Below are 20,128 nucleotides of genomic sequence, written 5' to 3'. Positions count from 1 at the left end.
ACGGTAGCCGCCTGGGGCGGGTGAAATCGACGGTCGGCAGGGTGGGCCTTGCGGGGCGAGCTGAGATCGGCCAAGATCCGGTGCCAGCGCCCATGCGCTCGCCGGTGCGGCCCGACGGACGAACGGGAGAAGGCGGCGTCGTCGATGGGAGCCTTACTTCTCGGCAAATCGGTGGCGCATGTGTCGTACCTGCGGTGCAGAATCGGCAGCTATGTGGAACGTGACCGGCGGTTCGTGGGATGGCAGCGACGAGTTCCGGGTGGCGCCGGGTGCCAGCATCGTTGGTCGTGACGGCGACTCGTTCGAGATGCGGGTCAGCATCCCGAGCGACGAGCACGGATTCTTCGGCCGGCAGTGCCCGAGCTGTCGACAGATCTTCCGCGTCGACGGTGATGCCTACGAGGCGCTGCCGGACGATCTGCAGCTGTGGTGCGTGTACTGCGGCCACCACGCGGATCACAGCGAGTTTATGACCCAGCAGCAGCTCGACCGGGCGATGCGCGCCGCCGAGGATCTCGGGATGCAGATGGTCGGGCAGGCGCTCGACGAGGCGTTCAGCAGCTTCAGGTCGCCACGGCGCCGGTCTTACCGGTCCGGGTTTGGGATCGATGTTGAGATTCGCTACCGGTCCGAGCCGTTCTACCCGGAGCCGCTGCCGGGCATCGACGAGGAAAAGCTGATCCGGGTCCGCACCTGCGCCAGCTGCTCGCTGCGGTACGCGGTGTTCGGTGAGCACCGGTTCTGCCCGGTATGCGGTCAACTTCCGGCGATGGTGGTTGCGCTGGACGCGCTGGGCGCTGAGACCGCGCGCCTCGACGGTTTGGCACAGCTGCCAGCGGAGACGGCTGCCAGCCTGCGCGAACAAGGCGTGTTCACTCGGCTGTGGGTCGACACCCTCAAGAACTTGGTCGGGGTGGTGGAGGCACTCGGCTCGGCGGTTTTCCGCGACGTGGTCGCGGACGCCGATCAGCGGCTTCGCGGCAAGGGCAACGTCTTCCAGCGGCTGGACGACACTGCCGACCTGTTCATCGACGCCGGGTACCCGGACCTGCGTACCGTTATTGATGCGGACCGGTGGCAGCGGCTGATCGAGTTCTGGGCGACCCGGCACGTGTTCACCCACAACGACGGGCTGGTCGACGCCAAGTTCCTGACGAAGGTCCCGTCCAGCACTGCTCGGATCGGCCAGCGCCTCACGATCAGCGAGGAGCTGTGCCGGCAGGCCATCACCGACGCCGAAGCCCTCTGCCGGGCCCTTGCGGCGCTCGCCCCGGCGCGGGCCTGACCGCGCTGCCCGGCCTCGGAGTCGGGGTTGCGTCGGCTTCCTGCCGATGTAACCAGGGGAAGGCGCAAGCATCGCTCCCTGCAGGGTATCGCCATGACCGATGAAGAACTCCTCGATCGGCTCGGGCCGCTCGACCTCGGCCGCCCGCGGCCCGAGATCAACGCGCGATTCGTCGGGGTACGGGCTGAACTTTCGGGTATCGCGGAGCCCGTGCCGCCGACCGCGAAAGCTCACCTCGTCACCCGCCCGGCCGCAGTCACTGACCTCGACAGGCTGTAAGACCAGACGGCGCTCGCGCATCCCGGCCCGGCGGCGAAGCCGTCTTCCAACCAAGGAATAACCACCGACCCGCGCTGCCGACGAGCACCACGCCATGATCTCGCCAGCAAGCGCCGGGCGGGCCAGAGTCCCACCATTCCGCTGACCACCCAGCGCGCCCGGTGTGGATCACGGCAGCGGTCGGGGTCATTGCCGGAGGACCTTGCAGATCGCTACGAACAGGCTCGTTGCAGTACCGCGCCGGCGACGCCGCTGGCTGGCCCTACGCTGACGACCGGTGGACCACCTGCGAATTACGCCAGCCTTGCCGTACCACGTCGACGCGGCACGACGGATGCGGTTGCTTCGGCGGCGGCGTGTGAGAGTTCGGGTAGGACGTCGCCGTAGAACTTGGCGGTGAAGTGTGGGCTGGAGTGGCGGAGTCGGTTGGAGATGACTTTCATCTGGACGCCGGCGGCCAGTCCCATGGTGGCAGCACCATGGCGGAGGTCGTGGAGTCGGATGGGTGGTAGTCCGGCTTGGGTGGCGAGGTGGTGGAAGTGGTCGGTGACGTCGGCAGGGTGGAGCCGACCGCCCGCGGGCGTGGTGAACACGAGCCCGGTGGTGGTCCAGGCGGCACCGGCGGCGAGGCGTTCGCGGTGTTGCCGGGTGCGGTGGGCGCGCAGTACCGCGACGGTCTCGGTGTCGAGAGCGACCGCGGCCTCGCTGTCGGTGGTTTTCGGAGTGTCGATGGCGGTGGCCCAGCCGTGTTGGACGAGTTGCCAGCGGACGGTCAGGGTGTGGGCGTCGAGGTCGAGGTCGTCCCAGTGCAGGCCGCAGGCTTCGCCTCGGCGCAGGCCGGTGAAGGTGATGAGGTGGTACAGGGCGTAGAGCCGGTCACCGGCGTCGTGGGTGTGGTCGAGGAATCTGCCGGTGTGTTCGGGGGTCCAGATCATGACGGGGCTGGGGGTCTTGCCGGTGTCGCGCCAGGTGCGGATGCGTTGGTCGGTCCAGATGGTGGGCTTGGGTGGTCTGGCTGCTGGTAGTTCGATCATGAGGGCGGGGTTGGTGTCGATGTAGCGGTGGCGGCGCATCGCGTCGTTGAGGGCTTTGCGCAGGGTGGCGTGGATGACGTGCAGGGTTCTGGGGCCGACGATCCGCTGGTTCTTGACTTGAGCGCGTTTGGCGGGGTCGCGGCTGGCGCGCAGGGTGGCGATGGTGGTGTTGCGCTCGGCAATGGCGTCGTACATGGCGTCGATGTGGCCGGGGCGGAGCCGGTCGATGCGTAGGTGGCCGAGGTGCGGGGTCAGGTACAGCCGGATGTGTCCTTCGTAGGAGCGCAGGGTGCCGGTCTTGATGTTCTTGCGTCCGGCGAGCCAGTCGGTCAGGTACGCCTGCATCGTGGGTAGCTCGGTCGGGGTGATGTCCAGGTGCAGCGCCCGCCGGACCTGGTCCGGGGCGGGAACCGGCGCGCCGGTCTTGACGGCGGTTTCGATGAGGTCGCCGGTCTTGACCGTGGTGTGCGCGTCGGTGGGATCGGGGACGGCGAGCGCGGCCCTGATGCGGTCCAGGACGGCGTCCGCGTCGGCCTGGGTGGCGTAGGGGCCGTGACGGAGCGGTCGGCGGGTGCCGTCGGCGCGGGCGGGCACTTCGATCTGCCAGTGCCAGTGGCCGTGGGTACGGGACCAGCCGCCGCCGGGCCGGCGAAGCTGGGGACAGGTGCGTCCCAGTCGCCGGCCCGTGACGCTGTCGCGGCAGCCGCAGCGTTTGAAGGTGGATCCCTTCACTCATCGTCTCCTGGATGCTCTTTGTGGTGCCGCCAGCGGGGCCGGGTGGAATCCGCTGGTGGCGGGGTCATCGCATCCACGCTCACCTTCGCGTCGGCTTCAAGTCGCCCACCGCCGGTGGCGTTGGGTTCGGGTTGGAGGAGGTGGAGCAGGGCGGCGACCGGGACGATGATGCGGCTACCGGCCCGGATCAGCGGTAGAGGGAACTGGTCGGTGGCGGCGAGCCGGTACGCCTGGGATCGGCTGATCCCGAGCACTGATGCGGTGGTGGCGAGGGTGGTGGTCACGCCGAGGGCGCGGATGCGCTCGATCGTCCACACCTGCCCGACGCCAGGCGCGGTGGTGGTGGTGCTGTCAGTCGTGGCACGGATGGTTTGGTCAGCGGGGTTCGTGGGGCTGTTCATGATCAGGCTTCTCCTGGTCGCGAGAGGGATGACTGGGCTGTATCGGCGGGGCGATTCCGCCGAGGTCGACCGGCGCGGGGGTGGCTGCTAGGCCGCCGTTGCGCCGCTCCGGTGACAGAGGCGGTGGCGTCGGGTTGGTCGGCATGACCGGGCTGACGATCAGTCCGGGTGGTGCCGACGACTCGACCTTGAGGGCCTTGAGGAGTTCGGATACTCGGGTGTTGGACACGGAGTGACCGGCTGCGCGCAGCGCTTCGGCGAGCGCTGCCCGGGTCAGTGCCTGCCCGTCCGCGGCGAGCCGGTCCCGAACCTTTCGCGCCGCTGGCAGCAGCTCGGCCACCGTGCGGGACGGCTGCGGGGATGGTCCCCGGTCCGCTCGCCGTCGCCGGTCCTGTCCGCCATGTCCGAGACGAGCGTCCGGTGAGCGGACGGTCCGGTTGCTAGACCGCTCCCCCGCCGTGACCGCGGACCGCACCGTCTCATCCGGTCCGCTGTCCGAAACGGTCCGCCCGTACTCATCCGGTCGGTAGTCCACAACCGCCGCGTCAGGGGCGGGCGTGGCGGTACTGGTCCGGCCGAGGGCGATCTTGACCATGACGAGGAACCCGAGCGCGGGTACGGCGGCGGCGACCCAGCCGATGACCGAGGGTTCGGCCTCGACGACCTGCGCCGCCAGGGACAGGGTGACCGCGCACGCCAGCACGGTGGCCGGGAAGACGGTGGAGGTGTGGGCGCGTTTGCGGCGTCGGAGTTCCAGGCCGGAGGCGATGGACATCAGCTCCAAGACGATCGCGTCTGCCCAGGCCAGCCAGCCGGGTTGGCCGTGCGCGGCGGCTACGTTGTGCACGTGGGTGAAGCTGGCCGCTCCGGCTGCGCCGCCGATGGCCAGCATGATGACGACCTGGACGCCACCCTCGACGCGGCTACCCCGCAGCCCCGCGTTCGGGTCAGTGGCCGGTGCCGTCGTGGCCCATCACCTCCTCGACCCAGGCCGGAACAACGAGCCGTCCGCCTGTCACGAGAGGCTGGACCGGATGGCGGACCGACCTGGCGTTGGACAACCATCGGGACGGGGACCGCACGCTGGCTGCGGACCGCCCGCCGCAGACGCGGGACCGGGACGCGGTCCGGCCGCGGTGGGAGCGGACGTCCGGTGCTCTCCCAGATTCGTCAGCACTGGCCGAACTGCTCACGACAGGTCCGTGACAGACGCCGGCCGTTGCTGTCCGATCCTCAGCGGAGGTACTGTCCGCCGCCGTCGTGCCGTCGCCGATCACGCGGCCTCACCCGCCCCGCTGGGGGCGTCAACGACGTAACCGGCCAGATCCGCCAGCCGCAGCCGCTGCCCTTCGCCACCGTTTATGGCCCACACCGCGTCCGCTGGGCCCAGGCCGGCCGTCGCGGCGTGGTCGCGGGCCCCGGTGGCCACCGGCACCGACAGCGGCAGGTCGGCCAGAACACGGCGCAGGTTGCGCTCCCGGGCGGCCGAGGGCAGCCAGAACAGCACCGGCCACGCCCGCCCGAGCGTGCCGAACAGCTCCTGATAGCCGTCCACCTTGCCGGCGAGGATCGACAACTGTTCGGCGCCGGTGTCGTACTCGACGAAGAACGGCACCTCTGCGCCGCCGTCGAGCCACCGGCCGTAGCCGTCCGGGCGTACCCGCGGCTGGTACGCCCGCACCAGCCCCGGATCCTTTCGGCTGGTGAACGTGCCGGCGCGCTGGCACACCGCCTCCGGCAACCACTCCACCAAGCCGGTACCCAGGTGGGTGCGGGCGTGCCCGGCCAGGTCGGTGAAGAAGCCGTTCACCCCGAGGCGGTGCGCGAGGCTGCGGGTCGAGGTCCAGCGCCGCCGCTCCACCCGGGCGTGGTCCCGCCGGGGTGGGCGTTCATCCCGACTCGCAGCGACGACTTCGGCGCCGAGCTGGTCGATGACGTAGTGGTACGGGTACGAGCCGCCGTCGGCCCGCTGCGGCCGGAACCGGGCCACCAACCGCAACCGGTACAGGGTCCGCAGCCGCCGCTGACAGAAGTCCAACGACGGGAATAAGGCGTGCGCGATCTGGAACGACGTCAACACGCCGTGGTCGTACAACCAGCCGAGCAGCACACGGTCACGGCCGGTCAGCTGGGACTGGACCCGGAGGACTGGATCATCCACCGGCTACCACCTCCTTCCCCAGTAGGGAATGCCAGCCCCAGGGGGAGAGACCCGAGACCAGGCAGGGTCTGTCGCAGGACAAGCCGACGACACTGACAGACGAGCTGACCTGCGATGTGAGAGGAAACAGGGGGTCGGTTCGGGAGTCCGGCTGAAGACTGACGTCAACGCTGACGCCAAGCCCGACCCCCGAGCGGGGATCAAGCCGGAACTCGCTGCCAATGCCTACGGCAATAGGTGAAGGTGTCGGCGAAAGCACGAGAACTCCTTGGGTGAGGCTGTGGAATGTGGTGTTGCTGGCGTGGTCGGGTCACCGGCGGCGCCGGAGCGGAAAGGATCCGGTGCATCCCGGCGCCGCCCCTGCCGTGGTCGCCGTCGGTGGCGCACGCCTGCGGGCACGGATTAGCAGCGAGACGAATGGCCTTGGGAAAGCGCGGAGGTAGTCGTTGACGGGGTGAGGGCTAGCCTCTTGGGTCATGTCGGACCCTGCGCCGCGTCCCTTGCTGTTCCTTGACGTGGACGGCACCCTCATCCCGTTCGGCGCCCTCACGGCGGCTCCGCCGGGCATGCCGCATGGCCACACCGAGGCACCGGCCCTACCGGCCGACGCCCATCCCCTGCTGCACAAGGTCGATCCGAAACACGGCCGCCGACTGGAGGTCCTCCCGTGTGATCTCGTGTGGGCGACGACCTGGATGAACGACGCGAACGACGTGCTCGCACCCCTGCTCGGGCTACCGCCCCTGCCCGTCGTCGACTGGCCTGACTCCGACGAGATTGGGCCCCTGCACTGGAAGACCCGTGGGCTGGTCGAATGGGCGCAGGGACGCCCCTTCGTCTGGATCGACGACGAGATCTCCCACGCCGATCAACAGTGGGTATCGACTCATCACCCAAGTCCGGCTCTGCTGCATCGGGTCGATCCCCGTCGCGGGTCGACCGAGCACGACTTCACTGTCATCGAGAGCTGGCTCAGGCGGGCGCGGTAGAGCGAGCTCCACGCCGTCGCAGTCGCCGTGCTGGGCGGGCTGTCTGGCCACTCGGGACCGACGTTGGCGAACGGTGCGCCGGAACGGCGGACACCGGTAGCCGGCTGAGCTGCTCTACAAGGACGGAACGTTCGGTAGCAGGTCGTCGTCGCGTCCGGTCTGGGGTAGCCCAGCCACAGCGGCGATGGTCTTGACGGCCTCGTCCAGTCCGGTGGTCTCGGGTAGGACGAGTTCGTCGGGCCAGCCCAGGACGTCATGGGCGGCGTACCAGCCGCCCATGTCCTCGGCGGTGAATTCACCAGCCTGCGGGCGGGTGAGGTGCCGGCGCAGGGTCTCAGCCAGGGACACGTCGAGGTAGCAGAACAGCGACCGGCCCCGGTGGTCGTTCCGCAGGGCGGTCAGCATGCTGCGGTAGCGGCTGGTGTGCAGGATGCCCTCCAGCACGACGTGGTAGCCGTGGTCTAGCGCGAACCGCACGGTCTGCCCGATCAGGGCGGGTGCGGCGCCGCCGGGCTTGTCCCGCTCGCGCAGCAGGATGCGGCGTAGGTAGTCCTGCTCGACCAGGGCGCAGCCCCGGCCGTGCCGGCGTCGTAGCTCGCGGGCGATGCTGCTCTTGCCTGAGCCGGAGTTGCCCCGGATGCAGACGAGGATCGTGTCCGGGCTGCCGGTGGGTTCCGCGAGCACGATGCCTCCTCGGCTTCAGTCGTTGCGCACGGTGAGGTCGAGAGCGGCGACGGTCAGCTGGGTGAGGTCAGGAAGCTGGTCCTCGCCGAGGGTGACGCCGCGCAGGTTGTCCAGCGAGGTCTTGAGGCCCTGGAGTCGGCTGCCCCGCAGGTCGGTGCCGTCGAGGTGGCAGGAGTCCAGTTCCAGGCCACACAGGTCGCAGGATCGCAGCGCGATGCGCGGTAGTCGGCAGGAAGACCACGCGCCGTTGGTGAGAGTGCAATCGGTGAAGGCGACCGAGCCGGCGGCGGTGACGCGTTGGAGGGTCGCGTAGTCGAAGCGGCAGCCGTTGAACAGGACATCCTTGAGGCGTACGTCGGTGAGTCTGGTGCCGGTGAACCGGGAGCCGCTGATGGCGCAGCGTTCGATGGTGATGCCGGTCAGGGTCGCGCCGGAGAAGTCGGTGCGGGTGATCTCGCAGCCGTAGAGGCTGCCGGCTTCCCAGGTGCTCTCACTCAGGTCCACGCCAGTGATCAGACTGCTGCGGATGTGGGCGTCCTCAAGGTGCGAGCCGTGCCACGCGGTGCCCTCGACGAGGGCCTCGGTGAGGCCGTCGGCCAGGTCCGTGGTGGTGTCGAGGTCGTCCGGTTCGAGGTCCGGCAGCAGGACCTTCACGTCGCCGATCGTGGTGGTGCGCATGTGTCCTCAACCTGTGTGGGCGCGGGGTGGGCACGCACCCCCGCGCGTCCCGTGGTGGGGCTACTTCTTCTTGTTCCAGTTGTCCCAGCCGGGTCGACTGTCGAACTTACCCTTGTTATCCCAGGTGGGGCGGTTGTCGAACTTCGCCGCGTCGATCGACGCTACCGACCGCTGCGGGTCGACGCCGAGGCGGGCGAGTTGCTCGGGTGCGGCGTTGATGAGGGTCGCGAGTGCGTTGGTCATGGTGCTCCTCCTTGAGGGGTGAGGTGATCCGCGGCGGCGCGGACGAGGGCCTGTCGGGTGGTGCGGCAGTAGGTGGTCTCTCGGGCGGTGAACGTCGCGTGCTCGAAGTAGCGGTTGCCGGCCTGGGCGCCACGGCAGAAGTCGTAGAAGGCGCAGTGGTCGGCGCAGTCGTTGAGGGCCGTGACGAACTCGGCGACGTAGTCCAGGTCGCCGGCGCGGGCGAGCATGGCGGTGATCGGCTGATGGAGGACGTTGCCGGCGATGAAGTGGCCGTATCGCGGTTCGGTGATGCCGAGCAGTTCCGGTGACAGCAGCACCACCTGCCCATCCCAAGAGACGGTCGGGATCGGTTCGTACGGCGCGTGGTCGACGTTTCCGGCGCGGGTGGCGGCGAGGTAGTCGGCCAGCCGGTCCACGTCGCGGATCCGCAGCGGGCTGCCGCCGACGCGACGTGCGATGAGGTGCTGCCAGAACTGGTACGCGGCGTTCTCCGACACCGGTGTCCGGTCGGCGCCCTCCTGCTCTTCGATGTTGAAGCCGACCGACTCGCAGCCGGGCAGGCCGGTGAAGAAGTCGACGAGGGATTCCGCGTGGTCGATGGTTTCCGGTGTGACCACACAGATCACCGAGTAACTCTGCCCCGCGTCGGCCAGCGTGTGCATGCCGCGCAGGGTCCGGGCGTCCGTCGGGTTGCCGGCCCGGTCGAGGCGGTTCCGGTTCAACGCGCCCGGTCCGTCGATGCTGACCCCGACCTCGAACCCGTAGGCGGTGAACAGCTCGCACCACTGTCGGTTGATCAGCGTCGCGTTCGTCTGGATCTCGTGACGCACCATCCCCGCGCGCCGCAGCTCCTCGAACGGGGCCAGTAGGCCCCGGAACAGCCCGATGGGTGTGGCGGTGGGTTCGCCCCCGTGCCACACGACGCTCACGGGATGACCGCTGTTCTGCTGGGCGATCGACTCGGCGCAGGCTTGCGCGACCGCGCCGCTCATCAGGCGCAGGAATCTCCGGTCGGGCAGGTAGCAGTAGGTGCAGTCGAGGTTGCAGAAGCTCGTCGGCTGCACGATCAGGGTGTGGAAGCTGCCGGCGATCGCCGGCTGGCCGGTGGCATTGATGAAGCCGATGCCGTTCACGAGGAGGCCTCTTCGATGCTGGCGGCCGTGGTGGTGCTGACGCGGTAGGCGCGGGTGTGGCGGGCGGGCCAGCCGAGGAACCGGTCGAACATGTCGGCGGCGCTGCCCGTGACGCTCGGGTTGAGCCGGTGCAGGTCGTCGATCGCGTCGTGCAGGCAGCCGGCCAGGTAGAGGAAGAGGCTCACCGGCAATTCTCGGTACTCGGCCAGGAGCGCGAGCTTCGCTGCGCCGCAGGGCCACGGCTGCCCGCATCGGCGGCACAGCCACAGCGGGCGCATCGGCAGATGTTCCACCTCGGCTGGCGCGAGCCGGTTCGCCGCGAGACGGCGCTGCTGCCCGGTCACCGGCGACCGCCCTCTCGGGCCTGCTGCTCGAACAGCCGACGCCACACGAAGGTGAGCAGCGGAGGATCAGCGCGCACCTGCCCCTGTGAGGACGTCAACCTGGGCTCGGGGCGCCGGGACTGGCCGGCCATCGCGTTACGCGAGACGTACACCGTCATGCCGCCACCCCCACCAGGGACGATGAGCGGCGGGCTCGCCGGGGGAAGGGCGAGCCCGCCGCCGCATCACGGCGGCTGGTAGCAGACCGCCGATCACCCACCCACGCAGCCCTCATGGCGGTACGCAAGCGGGGAAAGCGTCGAGACAGTTCGCTCATGGAAGGGCCGAGCCAGCGGCCCAAGCCGTGGTGTGGTGCGCCGCTCATCGATCCCTCCATCTGCAGCTCCCTGTCAGTCATCCCTGACACCGACATCGACACACGCCGGTGATCCGGGGTGAACTGAACGTAGGGGCGGTCCGTCCGGAGGACCGGGAAAATCCGTACCGGGTCCGGCGGCCTTCAGCGGGCAGGGTGATGGTGTGCGAGGGATGACGGACGACATGACGATCGGCCAGCGCGTCGCCTTCTACCGGCGTCGACGAGGGCTCTCCCAGGAGGTGCTGGCCGGTCTGGTCGGCAAGACGCAGGAGTGGTTACGCAAAGTCGAGACGAACCGGGCCGACCTGGACCGGCTGTCAGTCATCCGCGCGATCGCCAAGGCCCTCGACGTGTCCCTCGGCGACCTGATCGGTGCGCCAAGCCTGTTCGAGTGGTCGGACGACTCAGGTCGCGAGACCATCCCGGCCTTGCGGGCCGCGCTTCACGACTATCGTCACCTCGCGCCAGCGCTGGCCAGCACGGGAGACGTCGAGGCTCCCGCTCTGCGCGAGATCGAGAACGACGTCGCCGAGATCTGGAGCGCCTACCAGCACTCGCGGTACGGCACCCTCGCCCGCCGGCTGCCCTACCTCATCCACGACTGCCTCACCGCCACCGAGGCGTACGACGGAGACGACGGCCAGCGCGCGCATGCGATGACCGCATACGCCCACCAGCTCGCCGCGTTGTTCCTCACCAAGCTCGGCGAAGGTGACCTCGCGTGGACCGCCGCCAGCCGGGGCCTGGCTGCCGCCAACTTTAGCCAGGATCACGCCGTCATCGGCTCACTCAGCCGCTCCGCCGCGCACTCGCTGGCGTCCATCGGTGAGTACGCCCAGGCCCGCGGCCTCGCCGCCACCGCAGCGCAGTTTCTGGAACCACGGCTGGCAAAGCCGACTCCGCAGCTGCTGTCGGTCTACGGAAGCCTGCACCTCGTCTGCGCGCTGGCCGCCGCTCGAGACGACGATCGCGCCTCGGCCGACACCCACATCGCCGAGGCCGATGCCGCCGCACAGCGGCTCGGTGCCGATGGCAACCACGTCTGGACCGCGTTCGGGCCGACCAACGTCTCGATCCACAAGACCACCGTGGCGATGGAACTCGGCGACGTGCAGCGCGCCATCGCCATCGGCGCCCCACTCGACACCAGCACCGTGCCCGTCGAGCGGCAGGTCCGGCACGCCATCGAAACCGCCCGAGCCCTTGCCCGGTGGAACCGCATCGACGACGCGCTCGCCGCGCTTCTGGAGGCCGAGGTCATCGGCCCTGACCAGGTGCGCTACCACCAGCTCTCCCGCGACCTTCTCCGGGACATCCTCACCCGCCCTCGGCCGCCTCGACTGGCCGTCGAACTCAGCGACCGGATGGGCGTCCGGTCGGGTGGGCCGCGCTGGTAGCTGGGCTCAGATCAGCCGGCTCGTGTAGCCAGCCGCCACCAGGCGCTCGAAGGCCGCCCGCACCTCGTCCGGCATCTCCTGCGGGATCGCGAACCCTCGCTCGGCGTACACCTCGATCCGCTGCGTGTCGCCGACCAGCATGTCCACCACCCGCCGCGGGTCGCCAATGCTGCGCACGTAGTCGTCCAGTTCAAGCGGGTTCGACGCGCACACCACCTCGACCTCCGGCCACATCAGCCGGCAGGTGGCGTAAGCCCGACGCTGCTGGTAGGGCCGCGACATGATCAGCACCGACTGCACTGGAATCTGGCGTTCGGCCAGGAGCGCACGGGAGAACTCGAGGTTCTCGGCGGTGTTCGTGGCACGCGGCTCCACAAGAATCGCTTCCGGGGGCACACCCTGGTCAACGGCGTAATCGCGGTAGTGCGCCGCCTCTCCACGCGGGAACCGTTCGACTGTGGTCGGGGCGTTCGCACCGGTGAAAACAATCCGTGGGAACAGGCCCGCTTGAAACAGCCGCGTTGCGATAACCGCAACGCCGAGGTCATGGCTGCCAAGCCCGATGCCCACGTCGCATGGGCGCAGCTTGTGATGCATGTCGTGGTATCGCCACAGCGTCTCCACGTCAGCACGGGCTTCGTCTGGGAGCACGTGAGTCGCCACCGCGGCCTGCCGATCCATCAGCGCCCGCCAGGTAGGGCAAGCGCTGGAGTTCGACTCACGCCCCGTTTTCTCATGGCGTCAGCGTAGGGCAGGCCGATCCAGATCAACTACAGCTCCTCTGTCCACCGGGGGACATTCAGGCACGGCCGACACCATCAGCACCATCGGCAAGCCGCTCGTTCCGTCGGCGCCAGCTCGGGTACCTGAACCCACAACGCCATCTCGCTGGCCTCGCGGACGGCCGTACCGAGCGGGGAGCGAGCCGCGCGATCTGCGGCATGAGAGTAAGCACGGCACGCTTCGGCAGGTCGTCAACTCCGCGGAAATAATGCTATGCCTGAATTAGGCGAGCTGCGGATCCCAGCGCGCCAGTCATCACTCGCCTTTTTTCGATCCGCATGCTCCTCGATGATTCCTTTATCCGCTACGCCAGAAATGCATGCCGAAATCGACCATGCGGCGAGCTGCCTGCTGAACGCGCTGACACTGCGCATGCCAGCTTCACTCAGAGGGCCACCGTGCGCCACACAGTTTCTGATTCGCTGCAGGCGAGCGCGAGTCAGCTCCCATTCCAAGTCAATCACATCGCACCTATCGGCAATGGTTGCCGGGGAGGCCAGCCACCTTACGAGCGACCGCACCCTTCTGGCCATCAGCGTGAATGGCGACAGGGCCACATCGATCTCCCGGAGAACAGCAACCGCTTCCAGCATGTTGATAGATCGAGTTCCATCGCGATATTGGAGTACGCGCCTCCTGAGCGACTCTTTCGCATGAGCGGTGAGTCCCGTTTCAGTATCCAGTCTATGTATTGCCTGGTAGGCCGTTTCGCCGAGCGCACCTTCGATGTTGCTTCGAATCCATCGGAATCGCATATTGAGTTGAAGGTATTCATACCACGCATAATGATCTACGCGCGATGCTATATGCTCGATGATCTGCACATATTGCGCAATCGCCGCCGCCGGTTGCTGATCAGATGCCTCCCGCCACAGCTGGACGGCATCGACAACTGTTAACATATCGCCGTTGGATGGCGTCAGAGAAGCGCCAATCGTTTGCCCCTTGGCGTCGATCTCGTCGCCTGTGTAATCGATGCTCAAGTCGCGTCCGGGCATCTCGAATGAAGGAGTGAAAGGGGACATGCTGAAGAGTTCATCATCGACGAAATGCAGGAACCCGCTCATCGCATTCCAGTTCTTGGTGGCGCCACCGTAGAACTTGCCAATAGATACGGCACCCTCCGCCAACCTCGAGGCCATCGCTGGCGCATCGTGTAGTGCGGCAGACCCTAATTCCACCCGCGCATATACAACGTCCGGTTCTTCCGCGAAATCTTCGATGGTAAACCAAGGGTCTGCGCGGGTCAATTCGACGGGAAACCGGGGATCATCATTCTTGCGTGCTTCTACAAGGCTCTTCAATAGTTCGCCCCAGTAGAACGTGACGGCGCCGAAATTTACTACCATGGAAGGAATCCTCGCCTTATCGAAAGCGAGCCATACGACATGGCGGCCCACCCTTGGCGGTGCCGCCAAGAATTGTGCACAGAGTTCGACCTTCTCGGATTCACTGAGATTGGAATTCTCGTTACGGCTGGGGCGCGGCGCGGATGTGTCGCCAAGTCTCCGCTTCGCCTCGTGCACGCTGGAAGCGCTGTTACCTAGAACTCCCGTTACGACGTTCGCAACCTCTCGCCGGTTGGCGCCTGAAGCAACAACAATTCGCCAGAAAAGATCTCGTCGTTGTGACGCATCATCGAAGTCTGTCGCAGATTCCCTGCAATCATCTGCGACGTCACGCCAGGCTGCAGCCACTGATGTCGGGGTGCAAAGTTTCGCGTTGAGCGCCTCTGCGGTCATTGAAGCGCGGGAGCCCGCCACTGCCGACGCGGCAGGTTTATCTTTTTCCAATCCGTTTGGGAGTGCTCCCACTTCCGAAATCAGCGTGCTAAGTTCCGGCTCTAACGCTGTGCGAAGGTGAGGGCCGACGAAAATGCTGGCTCGTTTGAAATCCGAGATCACAGAAATCCAGCCGGACTTTTGCTTGTTGTCATATGGCCTAAAATGACTCAGCCATGCTCGCAGCTCGACTAATGCCAGCGAGATGTCTACGGTGTATTCGCTCGCCCACCATTGATCATGATTGACCCATCTAGACGCGTCACGTAACTCGTCAAGCCAACTGGCTTGCACTGCGCTGGAAGGCATTTCCACCAGTCCACCATACGTACGGCAGATGCTGAAAGATAACGGCCGACAGTGTCTGTCTCGTCTTGGACCATGCGTGCGATCGATAAACCCATAGTTGCGGGAGTTCACTCTCATCGACAGAAGCGGATACCTACACGGTCGATGCTTGCTCCTCAGGGTGCCAGAGCCATGGCGGCTCCCACGCATTCGCTTACTACGGCCCAGCTACCTTCGAATCAACGGCGATAGCTCCGGCTGGAGGAGGGAGGTCGATCAGCCGGTGACGTGCGGTGCCCGCCGCCGGGATCCTCCACACCTGCTCGTGCGGCCGGTGGTGGTGCAGCAGGTCGACGGTGGTGATCGCGATCGGTGCCCGCAACGGCCGGCTCACCAGATCAGCGACCAGGTTGGCCTCCCGGGCCGCGTCCTGAGCGATGACCAGCACCACGCCGACCGGCAAGACCGGGTCCGTGCGCCGATAGCCAGCCAAAACAGCACCGAGCCCGGCAGTTGACCCCTCTCGTTCGGCGATCACGTCACCAACCGGGCCGGGATCGACGTGCACCAGGAATCGCAGGCACCGACCGTCCTGCAGCCACACGCCGTACCCGTCAGCACGCAGATGCGCCAAGCCACGCTCCCGCAGCCACACCGACGTGTCCAATGTCGTCAACCACTGGAACAGCCCATACCGAGCGGGCTCCTGGCGTGACACCGCGAGCAGCGGCAGGAACAGCAGGTAGTGCGCCGCACCCCAGTCCCGCTGACCCAGACGCAACGGCACCGGCCGCCCCGACAAGACGAGATCACGATCCAGCAGCTCGGTGCCCTCCCCGGTGATCCTGTACCACCAGGCGTGCGCCCGGTCCTCCGCCGACCGTTCCCGGCCCACCAAGCCCATGGTGTGCAACCAGGTGAGGTCCCGGTGCGCGGTCAACCGCGGCACCCCCGCCGCCACCGCGATGTCGCTCGTGGTGGCCCAGCCGTGCAATGCCAGGAACGACAGGATCCGCCACCGCCGAGGAGACAGCTCACGACCACCGGCCACCCATCGATGATCCTCCACTCCGCCGACGCCCCACCATGCCGGTGCCTCGTCGTTGCAGTGGCCCCCGAGGGAACTCCCGCACCCTCAAAACGGGCTTTGTGAGACGTTTTCCATGATCACTGTTCACCGAATCAGCCGAAGAGTTGACGACGGAAGCCGCAGAACCGGCATACCGCGCTCCGCCAAGATCGCCGGACCCCGGCTCCGATCCCATTCGGGAACCGCCCATCGAACCGATCCGGAACCACCGACAGCCGCAACCCCGGCCGCCCGACCATCCCGCGCCACAGCCACCGACCGGCGTCCCGGAGCACCCCGCCGCGTCCCACCGGCACCACCCCGGTCCACGGGCTCCCGAGCACCCACCGAGCCACCACCGCCCGCCAGCAGACGCGAAAAAGGCCCCGGCCCGGTGTGAACCACCAGGTCAGGGCCTTGCTCGTTGGTGCGCCGCCAGGGACTCGAACCCCGAACCCGCGGATTAAGAGTCCGCTGCTCTGCCAGTTGAGCTAGCGGCGCTCGTGGCAACGGAGAGAACATTAGCACCCCGCTGAACCGGGCTCCAATCCGGTTACCCGGGTCCCCCCTTCGGTCGAGCTTACCGGTCAAAACTCCCCAAATCCGTCAGCGCCTGTGAGATGGGTGCATGGGGCTAGGCGCTGATACGGCACGATGTCCGCCAGGTACGCGAGAACAGAGGTGGGGATGGCACGGTTCACGCGAGCCGGGGCGGTGGTGGGCGCTCTGACCCTGGCTGCGTCGTTGGCACTGACAGGGTGCGGCGACGAGCAGAAGAAGCCGGAATTCGTTGGTGGGATCGAGGCGAGCGCCCCGGCGAGCGCCGGCGCCGATCCGGGCACGGCCGAGCCGTCGACGCCCGCGGCGCCGAGCGGGCCGGCCCTGACGTTGAGCCCGGCCAACGGCACGAAGAACAAGCCTGTGAGCACGGAGATCAGCGCCAAGCTGCCGGACGGCGGCAAGGTGTCAGCGGTGACGCTGGCCGCCGCGGACGGCAAGACGGTGGAGGGCAAGCTGCGCACGGACGGCTCCGCGTGGGTGCCGAACGCTCCGCTGAAGTACGGCACCAGCTATACCGCCACGGTGACGGCGAGCGGGTCTGACGGCACTACCAGCCAGGGCACCAGCACCTTCACCACGATGGCCAAGCCGAAGTCGACGATCGGTTCGGGCCTGTATCTCTTCGACGACAAGAGCTACGGCGTGGCCATGCCGGTGGTGACCGAGTTCCACCCGGGCATCCCGAAGAAGGACCGGGCCGCGGTGCAGAAGCGGATGTTCGTCCGTACCGACCCGCCGCAGCCGGGGGCGTGGCACTGGGTCGACAACGGTACGCAGGCGTACTACCGCGCGCCGGAGTACTGGAAGCCGGGCACCACAATCACCGTGCGGATCGCGCTGGCCGGCGTGCCGCTGAGCAACGGCCGGTACGGCGACATCGACCGCAAGGCGACCGCCAAGATCGGTCGGTCGCTGGAGATGAAGGTCGACAACGCCACCAAGAAGATGACGGTGTACGAGAACGGCGCTCTTGTCCGCACCATCCCGGTGAGCCTGGGCAAGAAGAGCACCCCGTCGTCGAGCGGCACGATGGTGGTGATGGAGAAGAAGGAGTCAACGGTCTTCGACACCCGCAACGACCCGAACCCGGCGAACCGCTACGTCACCGACATCGACTTCGCCCAGCGGCTCACGTGGGGCGGCGAGTACATCCACGCCGCGCCCTGGTCGGAGCACGTGCAGGGACGGCAGAACGTCTCGCACGGCTGCGTGAACGTGTCGATGGCGAACGCCCGCTGGTTGTTCGAGAAGACGCGGATCGGTGACCCCATCACGGTGAAGGGCACCGAGCGCAAGCTGGCCGCCGGCAACGGCTGGACGGCGTGGAGCCTGAGTTGGTCGGACTTCGTCAAGGGCAGCGCCCTGCCGGTGCCGGAGGGTGGGTTCGGCCCCGCGCTCTGAGTGATCCGACGGTACGCGCCGGCCCCCGCCCGAGGCGGGGGTCGGCGCGTACCCTTGCAATGCCCTGGCGCGAAGGTGCCGGCGGCGGCCCTCCGTCCCGATACGGAGGCGAGTCAGGCTCACGAATCGCCGATAATAGCAAGATTCCGACATCATCATCGGCGTGTTCCGGTTTACCCTCGGCAACCGGGACCAGGTCTGACACGTCTGTAAGAGACGATGGGGCAGGGACCACGACTGTGAGGGAATCATGCGAGCTAGCCAGCACCAGCTGATCCGGCCCGGTGGGCGACGCCGCGTGTTCGCGGCGGGGCTTCTCGCCGCGGCGCTGGCCTTGACCTCCGCCTGCACCGACGGTGGCGGCGGCAAGCCGTCCTCCTGGCAGGGCGGCGGCGAGAGCACGGCGCCGAAGGCGGCGGCGACGATCAGCGAGCCAGCGACCGACGCGAAGGACGTGCCGGCGTCCACAGGCATCACCTTCACCACGAAGGACGCGGTGGAGACCGCCGTCGAGTTGAAGGACGCGGCCGGCAAGGCGGTCGAGGGCTCCCTGTCCTCGGACGGCAAGACCTGGCTGCCGGCCGGCGCCCTGGCGTACGGCACGAGCTACACGGCCACGGTGACGGCCACCGGCGACGACGGCAAGCCGGCCACCGCCACCAGCACCTTCACGACGATGACCAAGCCGAACAACCAGATCCGCGTGAGCAGCTTCCTCGGCGACAACCAGGTCGTTGGTGTCGGGATGCCGCTTATCGTGAAGTTCAGCCGGGGCATTCCGGAGGACTACCGCGACGACGTGCAGCGCCGGATGACGGTGACCTCGACGCCGGCCCAGGAGGGTATCTGGCACTGGGTCAGCCCCACCGAGGTCCGGTACCGGCCGAAGGAGTTCTGGAAGGCCGACAGCAAGGTCTCCTACCGGGTGCAGGCCGGTGGCCTGCCGATGGGTGACGGTTGGTACGGCCGCGCCGACCTCAGCGTGGACATCAAGATCGGCGCTTCGGTGATCATGACTGTCGACAACAAGACCAAGCGGATGACTGTGACCCGCAACGGCTCGACGGTCAAGACCATCCCGGTGAGCCTGGGCAAGAAGAGCACCCCCTCGTCCAGCGGCACGATGATCGTGATCGAGAAGCTGCGCAAGACGGTCTTCGACACGTTCGAGGAACTCGGCCCGGAGGACGGCTACCGCACGAAGATCGACTTTGCGCAGCGCCTCACCTGGGGTGGCGAGTTCATCCACGCGGCCCCCTGGTCCGAGGGCCAGCAGGGCAGCGTCAACGTGTCGCACGGCTGCGTTAACGTGTCGATGGCCAACGGCGAGTGGCTGTTCAAGAACACCCAGATCGGCGACCCGATCACGGTCAAGGGCACCGAGCGCAAGCTCCAGAACGGCAACGGCTGGACGGACTGGAACATGAGCTGGGACGAGTACGTCAAGGGCAGCGCCCTGCCGTACGAGCCGCCGGCCGACCCGGATGCCACCACGGCCCCGGACGGTGCCGGCACCCCGTCACCCACACCCACCGCCTGAGCCACCGCGACCACGGGCGCCGCCTCCGTGCAGGGGCGCCCGTCGCCGCACTTCCCCGACAACGACTCAGGCCCCCTCCGAGGAGGGGGCCTGAGCTGTGTCACTAGCTGGGTGACTGATGGGAATTGAACCCACGACAACCGGGACCACAACCCGGTGCTCTGCCAACTGAGCTACAGCCACCACGCCGCCACCACCCGGTCGATCGCCCCGGGCGGGGTGCGGACCAATAATAGCCATACCCACGCCAACCACGTCCACTGGGTTGCCCGCTCCACCTTGCGACAGGTGTTAGGAGGGGACCCTTCCTATGCACCAGCCGTTAATAAGGTGCCCTTCCTTCGCTGCGGGTCAGAGATCGGCGGCGATCGCCTTGGCGGTCTCGACATCCGGGCCGGGCAGCGGCACGAACAGGGTGCGTCGGTAGTACTCCAACTCCCGGATGCTCTCTCGGACGTCCGCGAGCGCCCGGTGCGCCAGGCCCTTCTGCGGCTGACCGAAGTACACCCGGGGGTACCAGCGGCGGCACAGTTCCTTGATCGACGAGACGTCGATCATGCGGTAGTGCAGGTGCGCGTCGAGGCGGGGCATGTCCCGGGCGATGAAGCCCCGATCGGTGGCGATCGAGTTGCCGCACAGGGGCGCGGTACGCGGGTCCTTGACGAAGCTTGTGACGTACTCCAGCACCAGGTCCTCTGCCTCGGCGAGGGTCACCGCCGAGCGGCGGACCTCCTCGGTGAGGCCGGACTTGGCGTGCATCGTCTGGACGATCTCCGGCATCCCCTCCAACGCGGCCTCGTCGGCGTGGATCACCACGTCGACACCGTCACCCAGCACGTTGAGGTCAGGATCGGTGACCAGTGCCGCAACCTCGATCAGTTTGTCCCTGCCGAGGTCCAAACCGGTCATCTCACAGTCGATCCAGACGAGGAGATCAGCCACCGGGACAGCCTACGCGCAGCCCACGCCCCGCGGCTGCGCGCT

The 20,128-nt window shown here is 67.5% G+C and carries 20 protein-coding genes and 2 tRNA genes; 6 read left to right on the top strand and 16 right to left on the bottom strand.

Going from position 1 to position 20,128, the window contains the following annotated elements:
* Nucleotides 1-211: 211 nt before the first annotated feature.
* Nucleotides 212-1,285 carry a hypothetical protein gene (locus tag ACFY2Q_RS07115; protein WP_387128256.1) on the top strand — a complete coding sequence of 358 codons (1,074 nt, stop codon included), beginning with the start codon at nt 212-214 and terminating at the stop codon, nt 1,283-1,285.
* A gap of 93 nt (nt 1,286-1,378) precedes the next feature.
* Nucleotides 1,379-1,564, top strand: coding sequence for a hypothetical protein (locus ACFY2Q_RS07110; RefSeq protein WP_387128255.1), 186 nt, complete (start codon nt 1,379-1,381; stop codon nt 1,562-1,564).
* A gap of 293 nt (nt 1,565-1,857) precedes the next feature.
* Here the strand turns inward: ACFY2Q_RS07110 and ACFY2Q_RS07105 are convergent, their stop codons facing one another.
* From ACFY2Q_RS07105 to ACFY2Q_RS07090, 4 genes are all read right to left on the bottom strand, one after another.
* A complete protein-coding gene (locus ACFY2Q_RS07105; protein WP_387128254.1) occupies nt 1,858-3,330 on the bottom strand; it encodes a tyrosine-type recombinase/integrase in 1,473 nt (490 codons plus the stop codon).
* Nucleotides 3,327-3,734, bottom strand: coding sequence for a hypothetical protein (locus tag ACFY2Q_RS07100; protein WP_387128253.1), 408 nt, complete (start codon nt 3,732-3,734; stop codon nt 3,327-3,329). Before ACFY2Q_RS07100 ends, ACFY2Q_RS07105 begins: the two co-directional genes overlap by 4 nt.
* Nucleotides 3,709-4,626 carry a DUF2637 domain-containing protein gene (locus tag ACFY2Q_RS07095; RefSeq protein WP_387128252.1) on the bottom strand — a complete coding sequence of 306 codons (918 nt, stop codon included), beginning with the start codon at nt 4,624-4,626 and terminating at the stop codon, nt 3,709-3,711. The genes ACFY2Q_RS07100 and ACFY2Q_RS07095 overlap by 26 nt, the downstream gene beginning before the upstream one ends.
* 381 nt (nt 4,627-5,007) lie before the next feature.
* Nucleotides 5,008-5,895, bottom strand: coding sequence for a replication-relaxation family protein (locus ACFY2Q_RS07090; RefSeq protein ID WP_387128251.1), 888 nt, complete (start codon nt 5,893-5,895; stop codon nt 5,008-5,010).
* Between the two features lie 476 nt (nt 5,896-6,371).
* Here ACFY2Q_RS07090 and ACFY2Q_RS07085 point away from each other — a divergent pair, with 476 nt between their 5' ends.
* Nucleotides 6,372-6,884 carry an HAD domain-containing protein gene (locus ACFY2Q_RS07085; RefSeq protein ID WP_387128250.1) on the top strand — a complete coding sequence of 171 codons (513 nt, stop codon included), beginning with the start codon at nt 6,372-6,374 and terminating at the stop codon, nt 6,882-6,884.
* 114 nt (nt 6,885-6,998) lie between these two features.
* Here ACFY2Q_RS07085 and ACFY2Q_RS07080 read toward each other — a convergent pair whose 3' ends face one another.
* From ACFY2Q_RS07080 to amcA (ACFY2Q_RS07055), 6 genes are read right to left on the bottom strand one after another with little or no spacing between them, the layout of a single operon-like run.
* Nucleotides 6,999-7,568: a kinase gene (locus ACFY2Q_RS07080; RefSeq protein ID WP_387128249.1), complete on the bottom strand. Its 570-nt coding sequence runs from the start codon at nt 7,566-7,568 to the stop codon at nt 6,999-7,001.
* A 15-nt stretch (nt 7,569-7,583) separates the two neighbouring features.
* Nucleotides 7,584-8,246: a pentapeptide repeat-containing protein gene (locus ACFY2Q_RS07075; protein WP_387128248.1), complete on the bottom strand. Its 663-nt coding sequence runs from the start codon at nt 8,244-8,246 to the stop codon at nt 7,584-7,586.
* A gap of 60 nt (nt 8,247-8,306) precedes the next feature.
* Nucleotides 8,307-8,489, bottom strand: coding sequence for a multiple cyclophane-containing RiPP AmcA (gene amcA, locus ACFY2Q_RS07070; protein WP_377568327.1), 183 nt, complete (start codon nt 8,487-8,489; stop codon nt 8,307-8,309).
* Nucleotides 8,486-9,622, bottom strand: coding sequence for a cyclophane-forming radical SAM peptide maturase AmcB (gene amcB, locus ACFY2Q_RS07065; protein WP_387128247.1), 1,137 nt, complete (start codon nt 9,620-9,622; stop codon nt 8,486-8,488). The genes amcA (ACFY2Q_RS07070) and amcB overlap by 4 nt, the downstream gene beginning before the upstream one ends.
* Entirely contained in the window at nt 9,619-9,966 is a 348-nt protein-coding gene (locus ACFY2Q_RS07060) for a hypothetical protein (RefSeq protein WP_387128246.1), read from the bottom strand. The genes amcB and ACFY2Q_RS07060 overlap by 4 nt, the downstream gene beginning before the upstream one ends.
* On the bottom strand, nt 9,963-10,124 hold the full coding sequence (gene amcA / locus ACFY2Q_RS07055) for a multiple cyclophane-containing RiPP AmcA (RefSeq protein WP_387128245.1): 162 nt from the start codon (nt 10,122-10,124) through the stop codon (nt 9,963-9,965). Before amcA (ACFY2Q_RS07055) ends, ACFY2Q_RS07060 begins: the two co-directional genes overlap by 4 nt.
* A 370-nt stretch (nt 10,125-10,494) precedes the next feature.
* Between amcA (ACFY2Q_RS07055) and ACFY2Q_RS07050 the strand changes: the two genes are divergently transcribed.
* Nucleotides 10,495-11,721 carry a helix-turn-helix domain-containing protein gene (locus tag ACFY2Q_RS07050; RefSeq protein WP_387128244.1) on the top strand — a complete coding sequence of 409 codons (1,227 nt, stop codon included), beginning with the start codon at nt 10,495-10,497 and terminating at the stop codon, nt 11,719-11,721.
* A 6-nt stretch (nt 11,722-11,727) separates the two neighbouring features.
* Here the strand turns inward: ACFY2Q_RS07050 and ACFY2Q_RS07045 are convergent, their stop codons facing one another.
* From ACFY2Q_RS07045 to ACFY2Q_RS07030, 4 genes are all read right to left on the bottom strand, one after another.
* The gene (locus ACFY2Q_RS07045) at nt 11,728-12,402 is read right to left on the bottom strand and encodes a YdcF family protein (RefSeq protein ID WP_387128243.1); all 675 of its coding nucleotides are present in this window, start codon (nt 12,400-12,402) and stop codon (nt 11,728-11,730) included.
* Nucleotides 12,403-12,695: 293 nt separating this feature from the next.
* Complete coding sequence (locus tag ACFY2Q_RS07040) at nt 12,696-14,600, bottom strand: hypothetical protein (protein ID WP_387128242.1); 1,905 nt, start codon at nt 14,598-14,600, stop codon at nt 12,696-12,698.
* Between the two features lie 190 nt (nt 14,601-14,790).
* On the bottom strand, nt 14,791-15,624 hold the full coding sequence (locus ACFY2Q_RS07035) for a hypothetical protein (protein ID WP_387128241.1): 834 nt from the start codon (nt 15,622-15,624) through the stop codon (nt 14,791-14,793).
* Nucleotides 15,625-16,067: 443 nt separating this feature from the next.
* A tRNA-Lys gene (locus ACFY2Q_RS07030) sits at nt 16,068-16,143 on the bottom strand.
* A 186-nt stretch (nt 16,144-16,329) separates the two neighbouring features.
* Here ACFY2Q_RS07030 and ACFY2Q_RS07025 point away from each other — a divergent pair.
* Nucleotides 16,330-17,604 carry an Ig-like domain-containing protein gene (locus tag ACFY2Q_RS07025; RefSeq protein WP_387128240.1) on the top strand — a complete coding sequence of 425 codons (1,275 nt, stop codon included), beginning with the start codon at nt 16,330-16,332 and terminating at the stop codon, nt 17,602-17,604.
* A 250-nt stretch (nt 17,605-17,854) separates the two neighbouring features.
* On the top strand, nt 17,855-19,144 hold the full coding sequence (locus tag ACFY2Q_RS07020; RefSeq protein WP_387128239.1) for an Ig-like domain-containing protein: 1,290 nt from the start codon (nt 17,855-17,857) through the stop codon (nt 19,142-19,144).
* 110 nt (nt 19,145-19,254) lie between these two features.
* On the opposite strand, the gene ACFY2Q_RS07015 is transcribed toward ACFY2Q_RS07020, so the two are convergent.
* Together ACFY2Q_RS07015 and orn are read right to left on the bottom strand one after the other, a co-directional pair.
* Nucleotides 19,255-19,327 (bottom strand) — tRNA-His (locus ACFY2Q_RS07015).
* 168 nt (nt 19,328-19,495) lie between these two features.
* Entirely contained in the window at nt 19,496-20,086 is a 591-nt protein-coding gene (gene orn / locus ACFY2Q_RS07010; RefSeq protein ID WP_387128238.1) for an oligoribonuclease, read from the bottom strand.
* Nucleotides 20,087-20,128: the final 42 nt, after the last annotated feature.

The sequence above is a fragment of the Micromonospora sp. NPDC000316 genome (genome assembly GCF_042898885.1).
GTDB lineage: Bacteria > Actinomycetota > Actinomycetes > Mycobacteriales > Micromonosporaceae > Micromonospora.
Note: the sequence above shows the minus strand (reverse complement) of the source record. Positions and strands in the feature narration are given on the sequence as shown.